This window comes from Vibrio sp. A1-b2 (assembly GCF_021726015.1).
Classification (GTDB): Bacteria; Pseudomonadota; Gammaproteobacteria; order Enterobacterales; family Vibrionaceae; genus Vibrio; species Vibrio diazotrophicus.
Map to the genome: position 1 here is coordinate 25,541 of NZ_JAKKCI010000006.1, position 22,333 is coordinate 47,873.

General features: G+C 46.4%; 22 protein-coding genes. 12 read left to right on the top strand and 10 right to left on the bottom strand.

Annotated elements, in window-relative coordinates; genetic code table 11:
• The first annotated feature begins 3 nt into the window (after positions 1–3).
• Genes gspG through L3V23_RS13835 form a run of 8 tightly spaced genes read left to right on the top strand, consistent with a single transcriptional unit; the run spans position 4 to position 5,570 of the window.
• Complete coding sequence (gene gspG, locus L3V23_RS13800; RefSeq protein ID WP_042484831.1) at positions 4–447, top strand: type II secretion system major pseudopilin GspG; 444 nt, start codon at positions 4–6, stop codon at positions 445–447.
• Positions 448–492: 45 nt separating this feature from the next.
• Positions 493–1,062 carry a type II secretion system minor pseudopilin GspH gene (gene gspH / locus L3V23_RS13805; protein ID WP_102966352.1) on the top strand — a complete coding sequence of 190 codons (570 nt, stop codon included), beginning with the start codon at positions 493–495 and terminating at the stop codon, positions 1,060–1,062.
• Positions 1,049–1,402 (top strand): type II secretion system minor pseudopilin GspI, encoded by a 354-nt coding sequence (gene gspI, locus L3V23_RS13810; protein ID WP_102953922.1) that lies wholly within the window; start codon positions 1,049–1,051, stop codon positions 1,400–1,402. Before gspH ends, gspI begins: the two co-directional genes overlap by 14 nt.
• Positions 1,389–2,030: a type II secretion system minor pseudopilin GspJ gene (gene gspJ, locus L3V23_RS13815; RefSeq protein ID WP_102966351.1), complete on the top strand. Its 642-nt coding sequence runs from the start codon at positions 1,389–1,391 to the stop codon at positions 2,028–2,030. The genes gspI and gspJ overlap by 14 nt, the downstream gene beginning before the upstream one ends.
• Positions 2,020–3,111, top strand: coding sequence for a type II secretion system minor pseudopilin GspK (gene gspK / locus L3V23_RS13820; RefSeq protein ID WP_258006840.1), 1,092 nt, complete (start codon positions 2,020–2,022; stop codon positions 3,109–3,111). Before gspJ ends, gspK begins: the two co-directional genes overlap by 11 nt.
• Positions 3,080–4,291, top strand: a complete 1,212-nt coding sequence (gspL, locus tag L3V23_RS13825; protein WP_042484842.1) for a type II secretion system protein GspL — start codon at positions 3,080–3,082, stop codon at positions 4,289–4,291. The genes gspK and gspL overlap by 32 nt, the downstream gene beginning before the upstream one ends.
• A gap of 9 nt (positions 4,292–4,300) precedes the next feature.
• A complete protein-coding gene (locus L3V23_RS13830) occupies positions 4,301–4,810 on the top strand; it encodes a type II secretion system protein M (RefSeq protein WP_042484844.1) in 510 nt (169 codons plus the stop codon).
• Position 4,811: 1 nt separating this feature from the next.
• Positions 4,812–5,570, top strand: a complete 759-nt coding sequence (locus L3V23_RS13835; RefSeq protein ID WP_042484845.1) for a type II secretion system protein N — start codon at positions 4,812–4,814, stop codon at positions 5,568–5,570.
• A gap of 78 nt (positions 5,571–5,648) precedes the next feature.
• Here the strand turns inward: L3V23_RS13835 and cysQ are convergent, their stop codons facing one another.
• From cysQ to L3V23_RS13855, 4 genes are all read right to left on the bottom strand, one after another.
• On the bottom strand, positions 5,649–6,470 hold the full coding sequence (gene cysQ / locus L3V23_RS13840) for a 3'(2'),5'-bisphosphate nucleotidase CysQ (protein WP_042484848.1): 822 nt from the start codon (positions 6,468–6,470) through the stop codon (positions 5,649–5,651).
• 26 nt (positions 6,471–6,496) lie between these two features.
• Positions 6,497–7,039 (bottom strand): ADP compounds hydrolase NudE, encoded by a 543-nt coding sequence (nudE, locus tag L3V23_RS13845; RefSeq protein WP_042484849.1) that lies wholly within the window; start codon positions 7,037–7,039, stop codon positions 6,497–6,499.
• Positions 7,040–7,203: 164 nt separating this feature from the next.
• Complete coding sequence (nfuA, locus tag L3V23_RS13850; RefSeq protein ID WP_042485419.1) at positions 7,204–7,788, bottom strand: Fe-S biogenesis protein NfuA; 585 nt, start codon at positions 7,786–7,788, stop codon at positions 7,204–7,206.
• 101 nt (positions 7,789–7,889) lie between these two features.
• Positions 7,890–8,621: a ComF family protein gene (locus tag L3V23_RS13855; protein WP_042484852.1), complete on the bottom strand. Its 732-nt coding sequence runs from the start codon at positions 8,619–8,621 to the stop codon at positions 7,890–7,892.
• An 84-nt stretch (positions 8,622–8,705) separates the two neighbouring features.
• Between L3V23_RS13855 and bioH the strand changes: the two genes are divergently transcribed.
• Both bioH and L3V23_RS13865 read left to right on the top strand, forming a co-directional pair.
• Positions 8,706–9,473, top strand: a complete 768-nt coding sequence (bioH, locus tag L3V23_RS13860; protein ID WP_042484855.1) for a pimeloyl-ACP methyl ester esterase BioH — start codon at positions 8,706–8,708, stop codon at positions 9,471–9,473.
• A gap of 148 nt (positions 9,474–9,621) precedes the next feature.
• The gene (locus L3V23_RS13865) at positions 9,622–10,092 is read left to right on the top strand and encodes a hypothetical protein (protein ID WP_042484858.1); all 471 of its coding nucleotides are present in this window, start codon (positions 9,622–9,624) and stop codon (positions 10,090–10,092) included.
• A 117-nt stretch (positions 10,093–10,209) separates the two neighbouring features.
• On the opposite strand, the gene L3V23_RS13870 is transcribed toward L3V23_RS13865, so the two are convergent.
• Entirely contained in the window at positions 10,210–12,585 is a 2,376-nt protein-coding gene (locus L3V23_RS13870) for a Tex family protein (protein ID WP_102966350.1), read from the bottom strand.
• A 101-nt stretch (positions 12,586–12,686) separates the two neighbouring features.
• Positions 12,687–13,163, bottom strand: a complete 477-nt coding sequence (greB, locus tag L3V23_RS13875; protein ID WP_042484864.1) for a transcription elongation factor GreB — start codon at positions 13,161–13,163, stop codon at positions 12,687–12,689.
• Between the two features lie 152 nt (positions 13,164–13,315).
• On the opposite strand from greB, the gene ompR reads away from it, so the two are divergent.
• Positions 13,316–14,035 (top strand): two-component system response regulator OmpR, encoded by a 720-nt coding sequence (gene ompR / locus L3V23_RS13880; RefSeq protein ID WP_042484867.1) that lies wholly within the window; start codon positions 13,316–13,318, stop codon positions 14,033–14,035.
• A 193-nt stretch (positions 14,036–14,228) separates the two neighbouring features.
• On the top strand, positions 14,229–15,533 hold the full coding sequence (gene envZ, locus L3V23_RS13885) for a two-component system sensor histidine kinase EnvZ (RefSeq protein WP_102953929.1): 1,305 nt from the start codon (positions 14,229–14,231) through the stop codon (positions 15,531–15,533).
• 70 nt (positions 15,534–15,603) lie between these two features.
• Here the strand turns inward: envZ and L3V23_RS13890 are convergent, their stop codons facing one another.
• The 4 genes from L3V23_RS13890 to spoT all read right to left on the bottom strand — a co-directional run bounded on the left by L3V23_RS13890 (position 15,604) and on the right by spoT (position 22,301).
• A complete protein-coding gene (locus L3V23_RS13890) occupies positions 15,604–17,010 on the bottom strand; it encodes a uracil-xanthine permease family protein (RefSeq protein WP_042484872.1) in 1,407 nt (468 codons plus the stop codon).
• 221 nt (positions 17,011–17,231) lie between these two features.
• Positions 17,232–19,310 (bottom strand): ATP-dependent DNA helicase RecG, encoded by a 2,079-nt coding sequence (gene recG, locus L3V23_RS13895; protein ID WP_102966348.1) that lies wholly within the window; start codon positions 19,308–19,310, stop codon positions 17,232–17,234.
• A 67-nt stretch (positions 19,311–19,377) separates the two neighbouring features.
• The gene (gene trmH / locus L3V23_RS13900; protein WP_042484880.1) at positions 19,378–20,064 is read right to left on the bottom strand and encodes a tRNA (guanosine(18)-2'-O)-methyltransferase TrmH; all 687 of its coding nucleotides are present in this window, start codon (positions 20,062–20,064) and stop codon (positions 19,378–19,380) included.
• Between the two features lie 116 nt (positions 20,065–20,180).
• Complete coding sequence (spoT, locus tag L3V23_RS13905) at positions 20,181–22,301, bottom strand: bifunctional GTP diphosphokinase/guanosine-3',5'-bis pyrophosphate 3'-pyrophosphohydrolase (RefSeq protein WP_102966347.1); 2,121 nt, start codon at positions 22,299–22,301, stop codon at positions 20,181–20,183.
• Positions 22,302–22,333: the final 32 nt, after the last annotated feature.

The following is a 22,333-nucleotide window of genomic DNA, read 5'->3' on the forward strand; positions in this document are numbered from 1 at the left end:
GAAATGAAAAAACGTAATAAAACGCAGGCTGGTTTCACTCTTTTAGAAATCATGGTGGTTATTGTGATCTTGGGTATTTTGGCAAGCCTTGTGGTACCCAACTTAATGGGCAATAAAGAAAAAGCGGATCAGCAAAAAGCTGTGACGGATATTGTCGCATTAGAGAATGCTCTGGATATGTATAAACTCGATAACAGCGTTTATCCAACTACAGACCAAGGTTTAGAGGCGTTGGTGACCAAACCATCTAGCCCTGAGCCTCGTAACTATCGTGATGGTGGCTATATTCGTCGTTTACCAAAAGACGCTTGGGGTAACGACTATCAATATTTAAGCCCAGGTGACAATGGTGCTATTGATATTTTCTCTCTAGGTGCCGACGGTCAGGAAGGCGGAGAAGGCGCAAACGCCGATATTGGTAACTGGAATATTCAGGATTTTCAATAACACCGATAACTAAGGACAGGGGGCGGTAGCCCCCGCTTTTCTTTCATGAAGCAATCTCGCGGCTTTACATTACTGGAAATACTGTTGGTGCTCGTACTGATATCGGTCAGTACCGTTGCCGTTATTGCCACATTTCCGGTTTCGCACAAAGATGAAGCCAAGCTGGCAGCGCAGAGTCTGTTTCAGCGAATTCAGCTTATCAATGAAGAAGCTATTTTAAGTGGCCGTGATTTTGGTTTGAGAGTCGATGATCTAAACCGTGCTTTTCTCTTTGTTGAGTTATCTGAGGATGGCTGGAAGATGCTTGAAAAACGCAAGTTTGGTTCCGAGTTGAAGCTCCCTTCTGAGTTAGTGATCGATTTTCAGCTGGGTGGTAATGCTTGGGTTAAGGATGAGCAAATGTTTGATCCGGAACCTTTGTTTGATCAAGAGATGTTTGCCGAGAAAAAGCAGCTTCCGCCGCCACAAGTCTTCATTTTATCGAGCGGTGAAGTGACGCCATTTGTGGTCAGTATTCATCCAAAGCAGTCACCTACTGAGAGCTGGCGTATTGTCGTTGAAGAAAATGGGCAAATACGTTTATTTGCACCGGGAGAGCAAGATGAAAAAGCATAAAGGCTTTACTTTGCTTGAGGTGTTAGTTGCGTTAGCCATTTTTGCTACCGCGGCGGTCAGTGTGATAAGAGCGGTGAGTCAACACATTAATACGGTTCAATATCTGGAAGAAAAGACGTTTGCTTCCATGGTGATAGACAATCAGATGGCTTTGGTGATGCTGGCTCCAAACGAACTGCGAGCAAAAAAAGGCACAGAGTCTCTGGCGGGACGAACTTGGTATTGGAAAGTCACTCCTATCGATACTTCCAGCGGCTACTTACGAGCTTTTGATATCAGTGTATCGGCAGAAGAAACCGCAAGCCCTATAACAACGGTGAGAAGTTATGTCGCGAAGTAGAAGAATGCGAAATAACGGTTTTACGCTGATTGAAGTGTTGGTGGCTATCGCTATTTTTGCCAGTTTGAGTGTCGGTGCTTACCAGGTTTTAAATCAGGTACAACGCAGCAATGAGCTTTCACAACAGCGAACAACACGGCTGAATGAAATCAATCGAGCTGTTGTGCTTATGGATGCAGATTTTCGCCAAATTGCGGCGCGTCAATTTCGTACTCAAGGTGATGAACCAAGTAAGCAGTTTTTGATTTGGCAAGATGCCCTATTGGGATCGGATCAAAAGGGAATCATATTTACCCGTTTAGGTTGGAGTAACCCACAGCAACAGTTTCCCCGTGGTGAAGTAGCTAAAGTTGCTTATCGCATCAGAGACGGAGTACTGGAAAAAATTTGGTGGCGTTATCCGGATTCGCCAGTAGGACAAGAAGGTATTGTTACGCCAATACTGACCCAAGTAGATAGCTGGAGCATGCGTTTCTATTACGACGGCAAATGGAGCGACATTTGGGAGCAGAAAATGGTGTTACCGAATGCCATCGCAGTGAAATTGACATTAAAAGATTACGGTGAGATTGAGCGTATCTATTTAGTGGCTGGCGGCGTTGTGCTAGGGGGCGAAGATGCTTCGTAACGGTATGCCGCAAGCCCGTGCACCACAAACCCATGTGCAGCAAAATCGAGCGCACCGAGGTTCTTCTAAACATCGTCGCTCTCAACACGGCGTTGCACTGATTGTTGTATTGCTACTGCTGGTTATTATGGTTTCTATTGCGGCGACCATGTCAGAGAGATTGTTTACTCAGTTTCAACGTGCTAGCCATCAAGTGAGCTACCAGCAAGCCTATTGGTATAGTGTAGGCGCAGAAGGTTTGGCGAGTGTCGCGATTGAACAGAGTTACAAGGATAGCGATACGATTAACTTGAGTCAGGTATGGGCGTTAGAAGAGCAAACTTATCCGTTGGATTATGGTCAGTTGCGCGGGCGCATTTACGATAAACAAGCCTGCTTCAATCTCAATGTGTTGGGTTCGATTGAATCCAGCTCAGGTGCCAACACTAAGCCCTATCCTCTGCGTGTTTGGCAGACACTGCTTGAGACGCTAGAAGTGGATAATTATTCGGCGGAAGTAATCGCAGATTCCACAAGAGAGTTCGTTGACAGCGATAACCGAGTACAAACCACTTACGGCGTAGAAGACAGCTACTATGAGTCAATGTCACCGGCTTACATGAGTGCCAACAGCTTGATTGCCGATAGCAGCGAGTTACGTGCTATTCAACAAGTCAGTGGAGATGTGATGCTGAAAGTGGCTCCTTATGTGTGCGCATTACCCAGTGATGACTGGCGATTAAATGTGAATACATTGGCTCCTGAACATGCTCAGTTATTAACGGCGATGTTCAGTCCGAATTTATCTGAATCGAATGCGGAAGCGGTGCTGAAAAATCGTCCTTTTGATGGATGGGCCAGTGTTGATGCATTTTTAGCTGAGGCTCAAATCGTTGCGACAGGCGAGAGTGTCATCGATCAGGCTAAAGGTTATTTAACCGTCGATAGTCAGTATTTTGAATTAGATGTACAAGTGTTAGTGGATGAGGCGCGCGTGAGACTTCGCAGCCTGTTTTTTAGTGATAATCGAGAAACTGCAACGGTGGTTCGCCGTCGCTTTGGAGGGATCAGTGAGCGAGTTTCTGACCGTTCGGCTGAGTAGTCAAAAAGAAGCCATTATCCCTTGGTTGGTGTGGTCTTCAGTACAGCAAGAAGTGATTGCGAGCGGAGAAATTTCAGGTTGGGAACAACTTGAACAACTGAGTTCATACGCTGAACAGCGTTCAATCATTGTCTTGATGTCGGCTAGTGATGTGGTTCTGAGCCAAGTGGAAATTCCCGCTGGTGCAAATCGCAAAATTGAATCCATGCTGCCTTATCTGATTGAAGATGAAGTGGCTCAAGATGTTGACGATATGCACTTTAGTATCCTGAAAAAGACAGGAAATATCGTCGAAGTGGCTGGTATTGACCGCGATTTCTTACAATCTTGTATTGATGAACTTGCTTCGTTGGGCATGACGGTCAAACGCGTAATTCCTGATGTACTTACCGTGCCTGTCCAGCAAGGGTTAGCAGCAGTACAGTTGGGAAAAGAGTGGCTGATCCGCAAAGGTGACTCTCAGGGGATTTGCGTTGATAGCGAGTGGCTGGAGTTATTTAGTCAATCTGACTGGGTCAAAGAGGGTGACAACTTTTTACCTTTAACTGCTTATACGCCTCTACCAGAACTTGGCTTAGCTGATGGTCAAGATTGGCATTTCACACCTTCGCCATTAGTCATGCAATTACTGACTGAGCAGGCTCTGCAAAGCAAAGTGAATATGTTAACGGGCAGCTTTAGAGTGAAATCTTCCTCTATGAAGTATTGGCGTATTTGGCGGAAAGCGGCGTACGCTGCGCTTGTGTTCCTTGCTGTGCTTATTGGCTATAAGCTTTTAGAAACTCACCGCCTTGAGCAACAAGTTCAGACTTATCGTGCGGAAAGTGAACGCATATTCCGTGTTGTGTTTCCTGAGCGAGAGAAAATCCCCACAGTGAGCTATCTGAAGCGCCTTATGAATGAAGAGCTGAATGCTCTGCAAGGTGGAAGCGCTCAGGGTTCTGTTTTGCAATGGTTGACACCACTGCCAGCAACGCTGAGAAGTATTCAGGGCATGGAACTGCAAAGTATTAAGTTCGATAGCAATCGTGGTGAAGTTCGACTAGAAGCCACCAGTAAAGATTTCCAAAGCTTTGAACAAGCGAGAGTGAAATTGGCAGAGCAGTTTGTTGTTGAACAAGGTCAAGTGAACAAAAATGGCGATGTGGTTGCGGGTTCATTTGTGTTGAAGCAGAAGTAGGTGTTGGCAATGAGTGAGCAAATAGCGAATAAAGTAATAGCGCCACTTCAACATTGGTGGCAAAGCATTAATCATCGTGAAAAGGTGATGGTATCGATCTGCGGATTTTTAGTGACCGTTGCGATTATTTTTTGGGGAGTATTACAGCCGCTCAACGAGCGAAGTGTACAAGCCCAAAACCGAATTCAAACTGAGAAGCAACTGCTGACTTGGGTTACTGACAGTGCAGATAAAATAACGGCTTTGCGTAAACAAGGTGGTGTGGTGCGAACTTCTACGCCGCTGAATCAAGTGATCACGACCTCTACTCGTCAATTTAAGATTGAGCTAATTCGCATGCAGCCTCGCGGAGAGATGATGCAGGTGTGGATACAACCTGTTCCGTTTACTCAACTGGTTGCTTGGGTTGCTTACCTTAAAGAGCAGCAAGGTGTGGATGTGGATTTTATGGATATCAAACGCGGCAAACAAGCCGGTGTGGTTGAAGTGCAGCGCTTACAGTTAAAACGAGGCGGTTAAGTTGAAAAAAGTTGTTGGCTACGGGATGGTGTTTGTTGCGGTATTCGTCACCAGTGCTTTCGTTCACCTTCCTGCACAGTTTGTGTTTAAGCACCTGCCATTACCTTCGCAAATGCAGGTAACTGGAGTTCAAGGTTCTATATGGCAAGGTCGAGCGGAGCAAGTACGTTGGCAGAATCGCAACTTCGGTGAGGTGAGTTGGCAGTTTAAACCTTCGGCTTTGCTTGAGGCAAAAGCTGAAGCGGAGGTCCGCTTTGGCCGTGGCAGTGAACTGAGTTTACGTGGAAAAGGTACGATTGGTTATGGCTTAGCGGGTCTTTATGCTGAGAATACACTGGTTTCTATTCCAGCGGATGTGGCTCTTCAACAAATGCCGATGGCTGTTCCTATTGTCGCTCAAGGCCAGTTGGAACTATCGATCAAAGAGTACCTTTATCAAGCGCCATTTTGTTCAACTGCTCAGGGCGCAATCGCGTGGAGTTCCGCCAATGTGGAGTCGCCACTAGGCTCGTTAGAGTTGGCACAAGTGATTGCGGATTTAGAGTGCAGTGGGAATACGTTGAAGCTCAAGGGCAGCCAAGAGAGTGCTCAAGTGAACAGCGAATTTTCAGCTCAGTTGAATCCTGACCGAACTTATCAGTCTGATGGCTGGTTTAAGGTGGGTGCAGAATTTCCTCAGCAGTTAGCACAGCAACTTAAATGGTTGCCTAAGCCTGATGCACAAGGTCGTTATGCGTTTAAGCGTCAAGGTCGCTTATAGCTAACCTAAAATGTATTGTGGCAAATGTGCAAAAGGCGAGAACTGGGTTCTCGCCTTTTTAACTTCAAACTCGCTTGATTAGCATTTCAATATTTTATCCCAAGGAAGGTCCGCATCGCCTAACACGATGAAATTCGGATTCTCCAAGGTTTCTCTCTCATTGTATGAAAGCGGTTTTAGGTTGGTATTTAAAATACGTCCGCCAGCTTCTTCAACAATACATTGTGTCGCTGCGGTATCCCACTCACCGGTTGGACCCAAGCGTAAGTAACAGTCCACCGCGCCTTCCGCCACTAAGCACGCTTTTAGCGCGGCAGAACCCAAAGGTACTAAATCATAGTTCCAAGCACTGCTGAGTTTGCTGGTGATGCGGTTGATGTCCTGGCGACGACTAATCGCAATCGCAATCGACTGGTTAGGCAGTTCATGGGTGTGAGTACGGATGCGCAGGCTTTCAGACATATCAGGAATTTTCCATGCCCCTTTGCCAGCATAAGCGTAATAAGTCACGCCTGACACTGGGCCATAGACCACACCCATCACTGGTTTGTTGTGTTCAACTAAAGCAATAATCGTAGCGAAATCGCCGCTGCGAGCGATGAACTCTTGAGTACCATCTAACGGATCTACCAGCCAGTATCTCTGCCAAGTCTCACGAGTTTGCAAACTGATATCTGCGTCTTCTTCAGAGAGAATTGGAATATCCGGTGTTAACTCTTTCAAACGTTCCATCACCAGTTTGTGTGCAGCTAGGTCTGCGCTGGTGACAGGGGTTTCGTCTTTCTTCGTAAAGGCTTGGTAAGATTTTTTCTCGTAGATATCGAGGATCAGTTGACCGGCAGAGCGAGCAATTTCGATGACGTCTGGTAATAGATGAGAGAGATCTTTGGCTGTTGGCATAATCTTTCCTATAACTCTGGCGGTAATTATTGTAAGTAACGCAGAGTAAGCATCAGGGCGGTGATACTGCGAGCTTCACAGAAATCTATATGAGTAAGCAGCTCTTCAGCTTGGGCTAAAGGCCAGCGAACCACTTGAAGAGGCTCGGGTTCATCACCTTCCAATTGTTCAGAGTATAGATCTTGTGCAATAAAGAGCGTCATTTTGCTCGAAAAATAAGAGGGAGCCAGTACCACTTCTTTTAACGCGGTAAGTTTGTGTGCGCCGACGCCAACTTCTTCTTTCATTTCACGGTTTGCTGCTGCTTCGGCAGTTTCTCCCGGATCAATCAGACCTTTTGGAAAGCCTAATTCATAGCGCTCTGTTCCGGCACAGTATTCGCGGACTAATAACAGGTCACCTTGCTCGGTCACAGGAACCATCATCACGGCATTCCGGCCGCTGGGCTTCATTCGTTCGTAAGTGCGTTGTTCTCCATTTGAAAAACGAAGATCGAGTGCTTCGATAGAAAATAGCTTTGACTTAGCCACTACGTTCTTGGCGAGAATCTCCGGTAATTTGGATGACATTCACTTACTCCTTCACTGCATTAGTTTTCTTACTATATGAGAAAATGTCTCAACTTAAAATATCACTTTCATCGCTGACAGAAATAAAACCTGTTGGAAAGAAGAAACCGCTGGAAATAAAAAAAGCTGATGCTTGTTGGCATCAGCTTTTCTGTCGTGACTCATTAGTAGTATGAGTGGTCACCACGGTCATGCTCTGTTGCGTCGCGAACGGCAGTAAGTTCACCTTCGAACTGAGCCAGTAGCTCTTTCTCAATACCTTCTTTTAAGGTGACATCGACCATTGAACAGCCGTTACAGCCGCCACCAAAGGCAACAATTGCAACGCCTTCATCGGTGATTTCAACTAGGCTAACGTGGCCGCCGTGACCTGCAAGTTGTGGGTTCACTTGAGTTTGAATCGCATATTCAACACGCTCAATCAGACTTGCATCGTCAGACACTTTACGCATTTTCGCGTTTGGTGCTTTCAGCGTTAGCTGTGATCCCATTTTGTCGGTAACAAAATCAATCAGCGCATCTTCAAGGAAAGGTAGGCTTAGCTCGTCAACATAAGCAGAGAACTCGTTAAATGGAATCTCAGTATCAGTAGCTTCAACCGCTTCTGGTGGGCAGTAAGAAACGCCACATTCAGCGTTTTGTGTTCCTGGGTTTACGACAAAAACACGAATGTTTGTGCCTTCAGGTTGCTGAGAAAGCAGTTTTGCAAAGTGAGACTGAGCTGATTCAGTGATAGTTATAGTGTTAATATTTGACACGACGAATACCTGAGTGCATTTGTAGGTTATTTGGTCACCATTCTACTCCTGTGATTAGAAGAATCCAGCCCTTTTGATTTCAAGCGAGGGCTTTACTTATGATCTTCTGGCTCTGGAGTGCGGCATATGCAGTAAATATCAATCCTTTCGACGCCCACTTCAAGTAGCAGTTGACATAAATGCTGCACAGTACTCCCTGTGGTGACAACATCGTCTACGATTCCAACATGAAGGCTGTTGGGATGAGCGTTGAGACGAAAGGCTTTAGTTAAATTACGTTTACGTTGAGCCTTGCTTAGTCCCTGCTGTGATTGGGTGTTGAGTTCTCGGCAAAACAGTTTCGTTTGATGTTTAACTCCCAGATATGCTGCCAAGTGTTTGGCAATCAGGTCACTTTGATTAAACCCTCTGCGCAGATATCGCTGCCAATGCAAGGGGACACTGGTTATCACGGGAGCCGGAGTATCAATACATTCTGAGAGACGTTTCGCGAGCGGTTGCGCTTGCCAGAACTGACGCTGATATTTGAGCTGATGGATACTATTGCTTAACGGGAACTGATAATCACCGATACAATACAATCTGTGCCAAGGTGGTGGTTTTGAAAGGCATTGACCACACATGTCTACGGGTGTCAGCGTCGCTAAACCGCAACGTTGGCAGCGAGGTGTAGAGGCATACCAAACCTCACAGGCAGAACAGACACCGTAAGGATCTTCGTTATTTAATGGCAACTTACAAATGGGGCATTGCGGAAATAGCCAATGGGCGGTCTTGCTCTTGAATTTCAACAGCGTAGCTTTTTGAAACCAATCGGATAACATGCTTTTTGCCTCAAAAAGAAGGAATAAATACCTTGTGCCTTCTGTAAAATGGATTGAATGAATAAAGTAGGAGAGAGTGTGACTATGACTTCAGAGTTGTACTGGCAAGTCAGTGGTAGTGGGACAGACATCGTATTAGTGCATGGCTGGGGAATGAATGGCGCAGTTTGGCAACAAACAGTAGATGTTCTTGAGACTCAGTTTCGTGTTCACGTTGTCGATCTACCGGGATATGGTCACAGTGCAAATTGTCATGCTGAAAACCTTGAAGAGATCGCTCAGGCTCTGATGGTTCAGGCACCTAAAAGTGCGATTTGGATTGGTTGGTCACTTGGTGGACTCGTCGCGACCCATATGGCGCTTCATCATAGCGATTACGTCAGCAAGCTGGTGACAGTTGCCTCTTCACCAAAGTTTGCAGCAGAAAAACCATGGCGAGGCATTCAACCCAATGTGCTTGCGGCATTTACGGATCAGTTGGTTGAAGATTTCCAACTCACCATTGAGCGCTTTATGGCTTTGCAGGCAATGGGTAGCCCTTCCGCAAGACAAGATGTAAAGACGCTGAAGCAAGCGGTGTTGTCTCGTCCTACTCCTAACCCTAACGCTTTGCTTGCAGGGCTCAAGATGCTGGCTGATGTCGATTTACGTGAACAACTGCCTCATATTTCTGTTCCTATGTTGCGCTTATACGGGCGTTTAGACGGTCTGGTACCAATTAAAGTCGCTCAAGACTTGCAGCAAGTTGTACCACACAGCGAACAATACATTTTCACCGAATCTTCCCACGCACCATTTATGACCGAACTGGATGCTTTCTGTCAGCAGTTGATCACATTTGCCCGTAGTTAATAGTTAAAAAGAAGCTAGCTGTCTGATATGAATATGTTTTCTTTTTGTGCTAAATATTTACACGGATTGGTCGATAAATAAGCTAACCCGATGAAACAAAGTAGAGCTCTGTTTTATTGGGCTGGGCGATACTGAGGAGGTTTCGGCTATGATTGTGTCACCGACTAACGTTAGTGTGCCACTTATCGCCCCATCAGTGAACGTTCAGACTGAACAGGTTGCTCGAGATAATAAAGTTCGAGAGCCTGTGATGCCGACCGTTGAGCTGGTTAAAACCAACTCGGAACGTAATGTAAGAGCTGATGATAAAAGGCGAAAGCGGGCGTCGTGGGATCCGTCAGAGCATCCAGATTATGATGTGGTGACTGAACATGAAGCACAATCCTCTTATCAAGAAGAGCGACACAGCGAACTAGATAGGCTATTTGAGCTGTTAGCACTCGCCACATATAGTGAAGAGCAGGGTAAAGGCTATGCAATGCGGTTTCGTTTACCGAAACGTGTCATTGATGATGCGGTAACTGCTGGAAAAATGGCTCGAAGGCGTACTGTAATTAAGTATCACTATGGTCACGCTGTAGCGCCAAATATTCCGTCAGAAGTGATCGCGATATTATGAATATCGTCATTTCTCAGCAGACAAAATAAAATCCCCATAGCAAATGCGATGGGGATTTTTATTTGTAGAGCTTAACTCTTTTGATTCGAATTCGCGCTACGTGTTCACCTATCAGTGTTAGCGCTTCGCTTTAGCAAAAGCGTCTGCAAAGGCGCTATTATATCCACCACCTTGAGATTCATTACGACCACGAACAGATCCATTCCCTTGGGAAGAACGGTTGTTTCCGCGTGGTTGATTGCCTCTAGGTTGATTCCCCTTAGGTTGATCGTTCCTTGGCTGAGCGTTGTCAGATCGAGCTGGACGACTGTCTTGACCCGGTTCATCGTTCAGGCGCATAGAAAGCGCGATACGTTTACGCTGGACATCTACTTCCATCACTTTGACTTTAACGATATCGCCAGCTTTCACCACTTCACGTGGATCGGATACATAACGATCGGTCAGCGCAGAGATATGCACTAAGCCATCTTGGTGAACACCAATGTCCACAAAGGCACCAAAGTTCGCCACGTTAGACACGACGCCTTCCAGCACCATACCCGGTTCAAGATCAGAAACTTTGGTAACACCATCAGCAAAAGTGGCTGTTTTAAACTCAGGACGAGGGTCGCGTCCCGGCTTATCAAGCTCTTTAATGATGTCGCTAACGGTTGGCACACCAAAGTTTTCATCGGTGTAATCCACGGCACGTAAACGACTGAGGAAATCACTGTTACCAATCAAAGCTTTAATGTCTTGCTTGTTTTTTTCAGCAATGTTTTTCACCACAGGATAGGCTTCAGGGTGCACTGCTGATGCATCAAGCGGGTTCTTGCCATTCATAATGCGCAAGAAGCCAGCACACTGCTCATAAGCTTTAGGTCCTAAACGTGCGACCTTCTTAAGATCAGTACGGGCATTGAAACGACCATTTTCATCACGGTAGTCGACAATGTTCTGCGCTAGCACAGTTGAAAGGCCAGCAACACGAGTTAACAGAGCTGGAGAAGCGGTATTCACATCTACGCCGACGGCGTTTACACAGTCTTCAACAACCGCGTCCAGACGTTTTGCCAATAGAGATTGGCTCACATCGTGCTGATATTGACCGACACCGATTGATTTCGGATCAATTTTCACCAACTCAGCCAGAGGGTCTTGTAGACGACGAGCAATTGATACTGCACCGCGCAAAGACACATCCATATTCGGAAATTCTTTTGCTGCTAACTCAGAGGCAGAATAAACCGAAGCGCCCGCTTCGCTGACCATGATTTTTTGCACTTTCAGACCATCACGTTTGATCATCTCAGCCGCAAAGGCATCGGTTTCACGAGAAGCAGTACCGTTACCAATCGCAATCAAATCTACGTTATGTTTTTTGACTAATGCCGACACAGTCTGCATTGCACGGTCATATTGGTTTTGCGGTTGGTGCGGGTAAATGGTATCGGTCGCAAGCACTTTACCGGTTGAATCAACCACCGCCACTTTACAGCCAGTTCGTAAACCCGGGTCTAAACCTAAGGTAGCGCGAGGGCCAGCAGGTGCCGCCATGAGCAGGTCTTTCAGGTTAGTTGCGAAGACGTTGATTGCTTCGATCTCAGCACGCTCTTTCATTGTGCCCATTAGCTCGGTTTCCATATGCATAGAAACCTTGATACGCCATGCCCAGCTAATGACTTGCTTGCGCCATGTGTCTGCTGGTGCTTGGCTCAAATGAATGCCGTAATGTTCCGCAATAATGGTTTCACAATGAGACTGACGTGCGGTTTCTTCAAGCTCTGGATCTGCATTTAGAGTCAGAGTTAAGAAACCTTCGTTACGTCCTCGAAGCATTGCCAACGCGCGGTGAGACGGCACTTTGCTCACAGGCTCTTGGTGCTCAAAGTAGTCTTTGAATTTCTCACCTTCTTGCTCTTTTCCTGCAACCACGCGAGAAACCAGCTCAGCATTACGAGTCAAGTGACGGCGGATTTTCTCCAGCAAGTCAGCATCTTCAGCAATACGTTCCATGATGATGGCGCGAGCACCGTCCAGAGCCGCTTTGGTGTCTTCGATACCTTTATCTACGGCAATATAGCGCGCAGCTTCAGATTCTGGGTCTGTCTGTGGCTCATTCCAAAGCTTGTCTGCTAAAGGTTCTAAACCTGCTTCGATCGCGATCTGACCTTTGGTTCGACGTTTTGGTTTGTATGGCAGATACAGATCTTCAAGGCGGGTTTTGCTGTCGGTTTCAGAAATGGCTTTCTCTAATTCAGGTGTCAGTTTACCCTGATCCTGAATCGATTTAAGAATGGTTTGACGGCGGTCTTCAAGTTCACGCAAATAAGAGAGGCGACTATCCAGAGTACGCAGTTGGGTATCATCCAGACCACCAGTCACTTCCTTACGGTAACGAGCGATAAAAGGAACTGTGTTGCCATCATCAATTAGGTTGACGGCTGCGATGACTTGCTCTGAGCGAACGTTTAGCTCATTGGCAATCAATTGGCAGATAGCTTTGCTCATCCGTAGATCTCTTTAATTCATTGGTACTAATAGGGCTATATGGGGCTGTGAAGCCGAAATTTCCAGTCTTGAACTATATGCGGCTTCACTGTTTGAAAATATTAATCTTGGTAGCGAATAGAGTTTACAAACCACTCTTTCGGTCCTTCAGGTGTGTGAACAACAAACTCATCGTCCACCTCTTTTTTCAGCAGTGCACGAGCCATAGGCGAATCAATGGAAATATAACCTTTCGCATCGCCGTAGATTTCATCAGGACCGACTATACGAAATGCTTTTGAATCGCCATTCTCATTTTCAATCTCTACCCAAGCGCCAAAGAACACTTTGCCTTCCTGTTGAGGTGAGTAGTCGACGACTTTCACCTGCTCAAGACGTTTGCGCAGGTATCGAACACGACGGTCTATTTCACGCAATCGTTTCTTGTTGTACTGGTAGTCAGCGTTCTCGCTGCGGTCACCTAGGCTGGCTGCCCAAGTCACTTTTTTTGTTACTTCAGGGCGTTCTTCGCGCCATAATGTATCCAGTTCTTTTTTTAGACGATCAAAGCCTTCACGTGTAATAAGGTTTGTCTTCATGTTCCTGACTTATGGTAATTGCAACTGGCTGCTACATTAGCTAAAAAAGAAATAAACGTTAACAATTCTTTGAATTACTTTCGTCAGAACGGTGTTACATTTCACTATCCCAGAAGTGTATGGGGTCGAATAACGAAATAGGTAGGGCGTAAATGCAAGAAAACTTTAAAGTCTTAGTGGTCGATGACGATGCACGTCTGCGTGCGCTGTTGGAACGTTACTTATCTGAGCAAGGCTTCCAAGTTAGAAGTGTTGCGAACAGTGAGCAAATGGACCGCCTATTAACTCGTGAAACCTTCCATATCATGGTGCTTGATCTGATGTTGCCTGGGGAAGACGGATTATCTATCTGTCGTCGTCTGCGCAATTCAAACAATATGATTCCTATTCTGATGCTGACTGCAAAAGGCGATGAGATCGACCGTATCGTTGGTTTAGAAATTGGTGCGGATGATTACCTGACCAAGCCTTTTAACCCGCGTGAGCTATTAGCGCGCCTTAAAGCGGTATTGCGTCGTCAGACTATTGAAGCGCCGGGAGCGCCAAGCTCTGAAGAGTCGTTGGTCGAGTTCGGTGAATTCCGTCTGAACCTAGGTACCCGTGAAATGTTCCGTGGTGAAGAGCCAATGCCTTTGACCTCAGGTGAATTCGCCGTACTGAAAGCGCTGGTAATGAATGCGCGTGAGCCGTTATCTCGTGATAAGTTGATGAACATGGCTCGTGGTCGTGAATATTCAGCAATGGAACGCTCAATTGACGTACAAATTTCACGTTTACGACGTATGCTGGAAGTTGACCCAAGCAAACCACGCTACATTCAGACTGTGTGGGGCTTAGGTTATGTATTCGTTCCCGACGGTAAATTAAACTAAGCGTAAGTTTAACTTATGCTGCTGTATCCACGCGTCGGCTGATTAAACTCAATGGCGCGTGTTATCTCTCTTCTCTAGGCGCGCCTGACGGTAAACCTCTGTCTGCAACAATCAGTATGTGACTTCGGGCTGTATGTCACACCGGTCTGTCAAAGCAGTTTGAACAACTCGTCGATAAAAACATAGGCAAAATATGCGTATTCGTAGCTCGTTTACTCAATCCATTCTTCTCTTTTTAAGCCTGCTCATTGCCAGTCAGGTTTACTCGTATTACGCCGTTTTTAATTACGCGCTGATGCCAAGCTTAAAGCAGTTCAACAAAATCCTCAGTCATGAAATCAACCTGATGCTTGATGATACGGTCAATCAAGATACGGGCGTGCCGATGGATGCACTTTTACGTCGTCGTGTTCTCGAACAACTTGGGGTGACCATTCATCCTGAAGACAGCCCAATTGCCAGTGAATTTGAGCATGCAGTTAGTATTGATCTAATGAGCGAAGATATGAGTCTGGAACTGGGTTCGCCCACGGAAGTTCGTATGATGTCTGGTGCAGAAAGTTATGTTTTGTGGATGAAAATCGAGGCGATACCGGGACAATTACTTCGAATTCCTTTATCTGAGTTACGTGAAAAAGATTTTTCTCCTCTATTCCGTAACAGCATTATCATGGCATTAATGATTATTTTTGGCGGCTGGTTGTTTATCCGGATGCAGAACAGGCCGCTAATCGCTTTGGAAAAAGTGGCACAAGCTGTTGGCCGCGGGGAGGTTCCGCCGCCATTGCCTGAAAGAGGCGCTTCTGAAATTCGCTCAGTAACGAGAGCATTCAATCAGATGTCAAAAGGCATTCAGGCTTTGGAAGAAGATAGAGCCTTGTTGATGGCGGGTATCAGTCACGACTTGCGTACACCGCTCACTCGTATTCGTCTTGCCACAGAAATGATGTCACCGGAAGACAGCTATCTGGCAGAAGGGATCATCAGTGACACTGAAGAGTGCAATGAGATTATCAGCCAGTTTATGGATTATTTAAAGCCAGTGAATAAGCAGACCTTCGAAGTCGTCAACGTGAATGATATTGCGCAGGACGTGGCAAGCTCTGAAGGGGGATACGAAGTTCAAATCGAAGTCGAACTGCACAAAGGCAAAGCGAATGCGTTTGGTAACCCCATCGCGATTAAGCGTGCGGTCAGTAACTTGGTGGTGAATGCCGTTCGTTACGGTAACGGCTGGGTGAGAGTCAGCTCTGGCGTGACTGCGGACAACAGTATGGTTTGGGTGTGCGTTGAGGATAACGGCCCTGGTATTGAACCAAGTCAGGTGAATAAGGTGTTTGAACCTTTTACTCGTGGCGATACGGCTCGGGGTAGTGAAGGCACTGGTTTGGGGTTAGCCATTGTTAAACGTATTATCAGCCAGCACAGTGGCTCAGTTGTGGTGAGTAATCGCAGCGAAGGTGGCCTACGTGCTCAGATTAGTTTTCCAACTAAGTAACTAATCAACTGAATACGAAAGAAAAAGGCTCGTATAAATGCGAGCCTTTTTCTTATTTCAAGATTACAGATTACGAATCTAAAGCTTGTTCAAGCTCTTGTTCTGGCTGTTCTTTTCTTGCTGGTTTCGTTTCTGGTAGCAAAAGGTTCAACAAAATTGCTGTGATACCGCCAGCGGCAACACCTGTCGAGAAAATGCTTTTCACAAAGTCAGGCATGAACTGCAGAATTTCTGGTTTCTGAGCAATGCCAAGACCCATAGAAAATGACAGAGCCATGATCAGAATTGCTCGGCGATCTAAATCCACACGAGCGATGATGCGAATACCCGCTGCGGCGATAGTCCCGAACATTACGATGGTCGCTCCGCCTAATACCGGTTCTGGAATCAGCTGTACAAAGCTAGCCACTCCTGGGAACAAACCTAGCAGCACTAACATACCAGCGATAAAGTAACCTACGTAGCGGCTAGCAACGCCAGTCAGTAGAATCACACCATTGTTCTGACTAAAGGTTGAGTTCGGAAAGCTGTTGAATACCGCAGCAAGTGCAGAGTTGAGACCATCTGCCAATACACCACCTTTGATACGCTTCATGTAAACCGGACCTTTCACTGGTTCACCAGAAACTTCAGATGTAGCGGTAATATCTCCGATCGCTTCCAATGCCGTGATTAGGAAAATCAGCACCAATGGAATAAACAGCGACCAGTCGAAACTTAAGCCATATTGCATTGGTACAGGCAGAGCGATAAGCGCTGTGTCACTCATTTTGCTGGTATCAACCATACCCATGAAATAAGCCAAGGCGAGGCCAACAACCATCGCAATCACAATAGACGCTACGCGAATGTATGGGTTGCGAGCGCGGTTAAGCAGAACGATGATGGCAAGAACGGTTCCCGCAAGTGCAAGTTTATCTAGGCTGCCAAAAGTGCCGTCACCCATCGCTGCGTAACCACCACCCATAGAGACTAAGCCTACTTGAATCAGTGTCAAACCGATCAATGTCACCACAATGCCTGATACTAGCGGAGTGATAACGCGCTGAGCGAATTCCAATACACGAGAAAGCAGAATTTCAGCAGAGGAAGCAACAAGGATGGTACCGAAAATAGCGGCCATCATAGTTTGAATATCTGCGCCGCCAGCTTTAAGCGCTAAGCCAGCACCAATAATTGGACCTAAGAAGTTAAAGCTGGTGCCTTGAATGGATAACAAGCCAGAGCCGATAGGACCAATGGTTCGAATCTGAATGAAAGAAGACACACCTGAGGCAAACAGTGACATGCTGATGATGGTGTTTGTTTCTGCTGCTGGTACGCCCAAACTTTGGCAAATAATAAGGGATGGCGTGATAACAGCTACAAACATAGCTAGCAGGTGCTGAAGAGCAGCGAATAAAGTGTGTGGCAAAGGTGGTCTGTCATTGAGTTGATAGACAAGATCGGACTTACGAGCCGCGTTTTCGGTTGTCATTTTTATTTTCCTAATTGAGTCGTACACAAAAATGCGCTGAATGGGCATTGCTTGTGGAGCAGAATGGTTGTCTGTGATTGCTGTTAATCAGATTCCGCTCTGGAAATTAGTCTTAAAAAATATAAGGCTAAATTTTGCGGCGATTATAGAGTAATAACTGTAAAAAGCAAACGTTTGCTTTAAGTTGGTGCAAAGGAAAATATGATGAATAAATTCAAGGGCTAAGCTTTCGCGTAAACGTCTCGTTCGCCAAGCCAACGATCAATAATTGCGGTTGCGTTTGTTGGATAGTTATCGTGAATATGACGAGCTATGCGCTGAACTTCTGGAATTAAGCGTTGATCTCGCACTAAATCTGCAATTTTGAAGTCAGCCAAACCGGTTTGCTTGGTACCGAGTAGTTCACCGGGACCACGAATTTCCAAATCTCGTTGCGCGATAACAAATCCATCGTTACTTTCGCGCAGTACACCTAGGCGTTTTTGCGCTGTTTTTGAAAGTGGCGCGTGGTACAGAAGTACACAATGACTGGCAACAGAGCCTCGGCCAACACGACCACGCAGCTGGTGGAGCTGGGCTAAACCAAGTCTCTCTGGGTTTTCGATGATCATCAAGCTTGAGTTGGGAACATCAACACCCACTTCAATCACTGTGGTGGCGACCAGAAGATGCAGCTCATTATTTTTGAATGCCTGCATGACCTGTTGCTTCTCGGCAGGTCTCATTCTGCCGTGAACTAAACCGATTTTGACATTAGGCAGTTTGCGTTGCAGCTCTTCCGCAGTGTCTGCTGCGGCTTGCGCCTCCAAGACTTCTGATTCATCAATCAGAGTACATACCCAATAAGCTTGCTTACCTTCATTCAGACAAGCATTACGTACTCGTTCAACGATATCACCGCGTTTGGTATCCGGAATTGCGACGGTTTGAATCGGTGTTCTGCCCGGAGGAAGTTCATCGATAATTGAGGTTTCCAAATCCGCATACGCTGTCATCGCCAGCGTTCGAGGAATAGGGGTTGCTGTCATGATCAATTGATGCGGATACGCGCCTTGTTTAGCGCCTTTTTCGCGTAGTTCCAAACGCTGGTGGACACCAAAACGGTGCTGCTCATCGATAATCACCAAGGCTAAATGATCGAATACCACGTGCTCTTGAAACAGTGCGTGAGTACCCACTACCATTTTTACTTCGCCACTGGCAATACGCGCGAGCTCGGCTTCTTTGGCTTTGCCTTTGAGTTTGCCTGCTAACCAGCCAACCTTGATACCCATAGCTTCAAACCACTGGCTGAAATTAATGGCGTGCTGCTCTGCGAGCAACTCTGTTGGTGCCATCAAAGCGACTTGGTAGCCGTTTTCAATCGCTCTTGCTGCTGCCAGTACCGCAACCAGTGTTTTACCTGAACCTACATCCCCTTGGACTAAACGCATCATTGGGTGAGGTTTCGCAAGGTCTGCTTCTATCTCGTTAACCACGCGAGTCTGGGCATTGGTTGGTGAAAAAGGTAATTGTTCCAGCAATTGATTTTTCAGCGTGTCAGAGGCTTTAAGAGGAAGGGCAACATCTTGCTGTCCTTTACTGCGAACTGCCAACATTGAAAGGTTCTGTGCCAGTAGTTCTTCCATAATTAAACGAATCTGCGCTGGATGGCGACCATCATCAAAAAGACTTAAATCGATATCCGATGGCGGGCGATGAATGGTATGCAGCGCTTGCGCCAGAGTTATTTGATGATCGTATAAACCGGATGGAAGCAGTTCTTGCACTGCTGCCTTATCAAGTAGAGATAGCGCCTGATCAGTCAGGTTGCGCAGAGTGAGCTGACGCAGACCTTCAGTGGTTGGGTAGACCGGAGTTAGATTGGCTTCGACATCGGGTTTCTGTTCTGGAAAGTAAAACTTATATTCAGGATGGATGATTTCCAACCCTGTATTGCCACGCTTTATTTCGCCGTAAGCGTGTACTAACTTACCTTCGGTAAAGTTGTTTTTTATCCCAGCGGTAAAGTTGAAGAAGCGCAGAGTAAGTGTGCCGTTTCCGTCGCTTATTTTTACAGTCAGCATTTTGCGACGGCCGAAGGTGGTATCGACCGCCATCACTTTACCTTGCACCGCTGCCCAAAGGCCTGGGTGCAGTTTTACAATCGGGTAGATTCGAGTGCGATCTTCATAACGTAGCGGCAGGTGGAACAGTAAATCTTGTACTGTAGTAAGCCCAACTTTCTCCAGTTTTTCGGCCACTTTTGCGCCCACTCCGGAAAGTGAGGTTAATGGAATTGCAGATAAAAGCTGGGACATAATCAACCATTTAGCTGTTTGAAATAAGGGTTATTCAAACATTAAGCTGTGTTTTTGTACAGGGGAATTATTTGCTCTGCATCGCTTTCCACCAAGATTCATTCGCAACAATTTGACCTTCGTCATCCAGAGGTGGGTAAGGCAGCTTTTTGCGTTTAGCCACTTTGGCTAATACAGGGTGGCCACGTTCAAATAGAATTCGGTGAATGGTTTCTTCAGGAAGCGGGCTTTTTTCTTGCTGATACATGCCCGCAGCTTGGCGTTGACGTTGTGCTTCATACAGAATCAGTGCGCTAGCAACAGAAACATTGAGTGATTGCACCATTCCAACCATAGGGATAACGATGTCTTGATCGGCCAGCTCAAGAGCTTGCTTTGATATACCCACTTTTTCACTACCCACGATAATTGCTGTCGGTTTGGTGTAGTCAATTTCACGAAAGTCTATGGCAGTTTCTGAAAGGTTGGTGACTAATACCTGCATGTTCTGTGCTTTTAGCGCTTTTACTGCATCTTGAATATTGTCATGAGTGTCCACTTCGACCCAGTTACGAGCGCCTGCTGAGGTATGACCAAGAGTACGCATTTGTTTGCTCGGCCAAACCGCATGGATTTTGTGCAATCCAATTGCATCGGCAGTACGAATGACCGCGGAGACGTTATTCGGCTTGTGTACTTCTTCTAAACATACGGTCAGATCAGGTTGGCGTGCTTTGAGCACTTCTTGAATTCGAGTGTAACGTTCTAAGTTCATAACAAATTTTCTATGCTTTAGTCTGTGGTTAGAAAAGGCTTACCACATAAAATAAAAAAGCCCTTGATAGGCCATATCAAGGGCTACATCGTTAGGTTACTTGAGCATCGGCGCTATTAGTGCCTTCTGCGTCTCACCTTCGGTGCGTTTGGCATTGCACGAATTTTCTTCATAATGCCAGCAAGATGAACACGATCTTTGGTGGTAAGTACCACAGTTACTGTGTACAGACGACCATCACGTTCTTCTGTCGACAGACCATGAATATTGGAGCCTGTCTTGGAAATTACATTGGTCAATTCAGCTAGCGCGCCTTGGCGGTTTTGCATATCGACTTTCAGTTCAGTGATGAAGTCCTGATCGTAATCTTTGGTCCATTCCACTGCCATGTACTTATCAGGCTCTTTCTGATGCCCGCGTACGTTAGGACAGGTTTCACGGTGCACGACAAGTCCACGCCCCGGAGAAACGTGCGCAATAATGTGGTCATCCGGAATAGGGTGACAACAGTTAGCGAAGGTTAACAGAATACCCTCTGCACCTCGGATAGGCAGTTTCTTCTTAGGTTGACCGTCTTTGCTTTCTACTTCTGTTAATTCATCAGCATTGCCTAGCAGACGACGGGCAATCACGATACTCATCAGTTCGCCAAGACCAATCGCGGCTAACAAATCATCAACGCTGGAAAGTTTCAGATCGCTGAGAACATGCTGAATGCTCTCTTGGCTGATAGTAGTGATTGACTCTTCACCCAAGGCATGATTAAGCAGGCGACGACCCAAGCTGACCGATTCTTCACGACGCATGGTTTTCAGAACCTGACGGATCTTAGTACGAGCACGTGAAGTCACTACGTAGTTAAGCCAGGCTGCATTTGGACGCGCACCCGGAGCACTGATAATTTCAACAGTTTGTCCGTTTTTCAGAGGCTTGCTTAATGGGTACGGATTGCGGTCAACGCGAGTACCCACACAGGTGTTACCCACGTCGGTATGTACCGCATACGCGAAGTCTACCGCGGTTGCGCCAACAGGCAGTTCAACGATACGACCTTTAGGAGTGAAGACGTAAATCTCATCTGGGAATAGATCAGATTTAACGTTTTCGATAAATTCGAAAGAGTTACCTGCGCTTTGTTGTAGCTCAAGTAAGCTTTGCATCCAGCGCTGAGCTTTGATCTGTGCTGTTGTGCCGGTACGGTCACCATTGGCTTTATATGACCAGTGTGCTGCCACACCTTTGTCTGCCATTTGGTCCATATCTTCAGTTCGGATTTGAACTTCAACAGGCACACCGTGTGGGCCAACCATTGAGGTATGCAGAGACTGATAGCCGTTCGCTTTCGGAACCGCAATATAGTCTTTCATACGACCCGGACGTGGTTTGTACAAGCTGTGCACTTGGCCGAGAGCTCGGTAACAGGTGTCAGCCGTATCAACCACAACACGAAACGCATAGATATCCATAATGGTGTGGAAACGCTGCTCTTTGGTCTTCATCTTGTTATAGATGGAGAAAAGGTTTTTCTCACGACCAAACACGCGAGCCGGTAGGCCAACTTCATGTAAGCGGCCTTCGATCTCGCTGTGGATGCGTTGGATCATCTCTTTGCGGTTACCACGCGCTGCTTTCACGACTTCTTTCAGAACTCGATAACGGTTTGGATATAACGCTTCAAAACCTAGCTCTTCTAACTCGGTTTTGATGTTGTGAATACCTAAACGGTGGGCGAGTGGTGCGTAAATCTCTAGGGTTTCTCGGGCAATACGACGTTTTTTATCCGGACGAAGAGCACCTAGCGTGCGCATGTTGTGCGTACGGTCGGAGAGCTTAATAAGAATCACGCGGATGTCTTGCACCATAGCAAGAACCATTTTGCGGAAGTTCTCTGCTTGAGCTTCTTTACGGTCGCGGAATTTTAGTTTGTCGAGCTTAGATACACCGTCAACCAGTTCAGCCACTGCTTGACCAAATTGAGCTTCTAAATCTTCTTTGGTGACGTCACAGTCTTCGATAACGTCGTGAAGGAGGGCTGCTTGAAGTGTTTCCAAATCCAAGCGCATTTCAGCCAGAATTCGAGCTACTGCCACTGGGTGGATAATATAAGGTTCGCCGCTTGAGCGGGTTTGCCCTTCGTGGGCATCTCTTGCCACTATATAAGATTGGCGCAGAGCCTCAAGTTGAGGCTCTGTGAGATATTCCTGGGCAACGTCTTTGAGGCTATCGAATAGATACAAATTATAGGCCCGAGAGTTGTCTATTGTCTTAC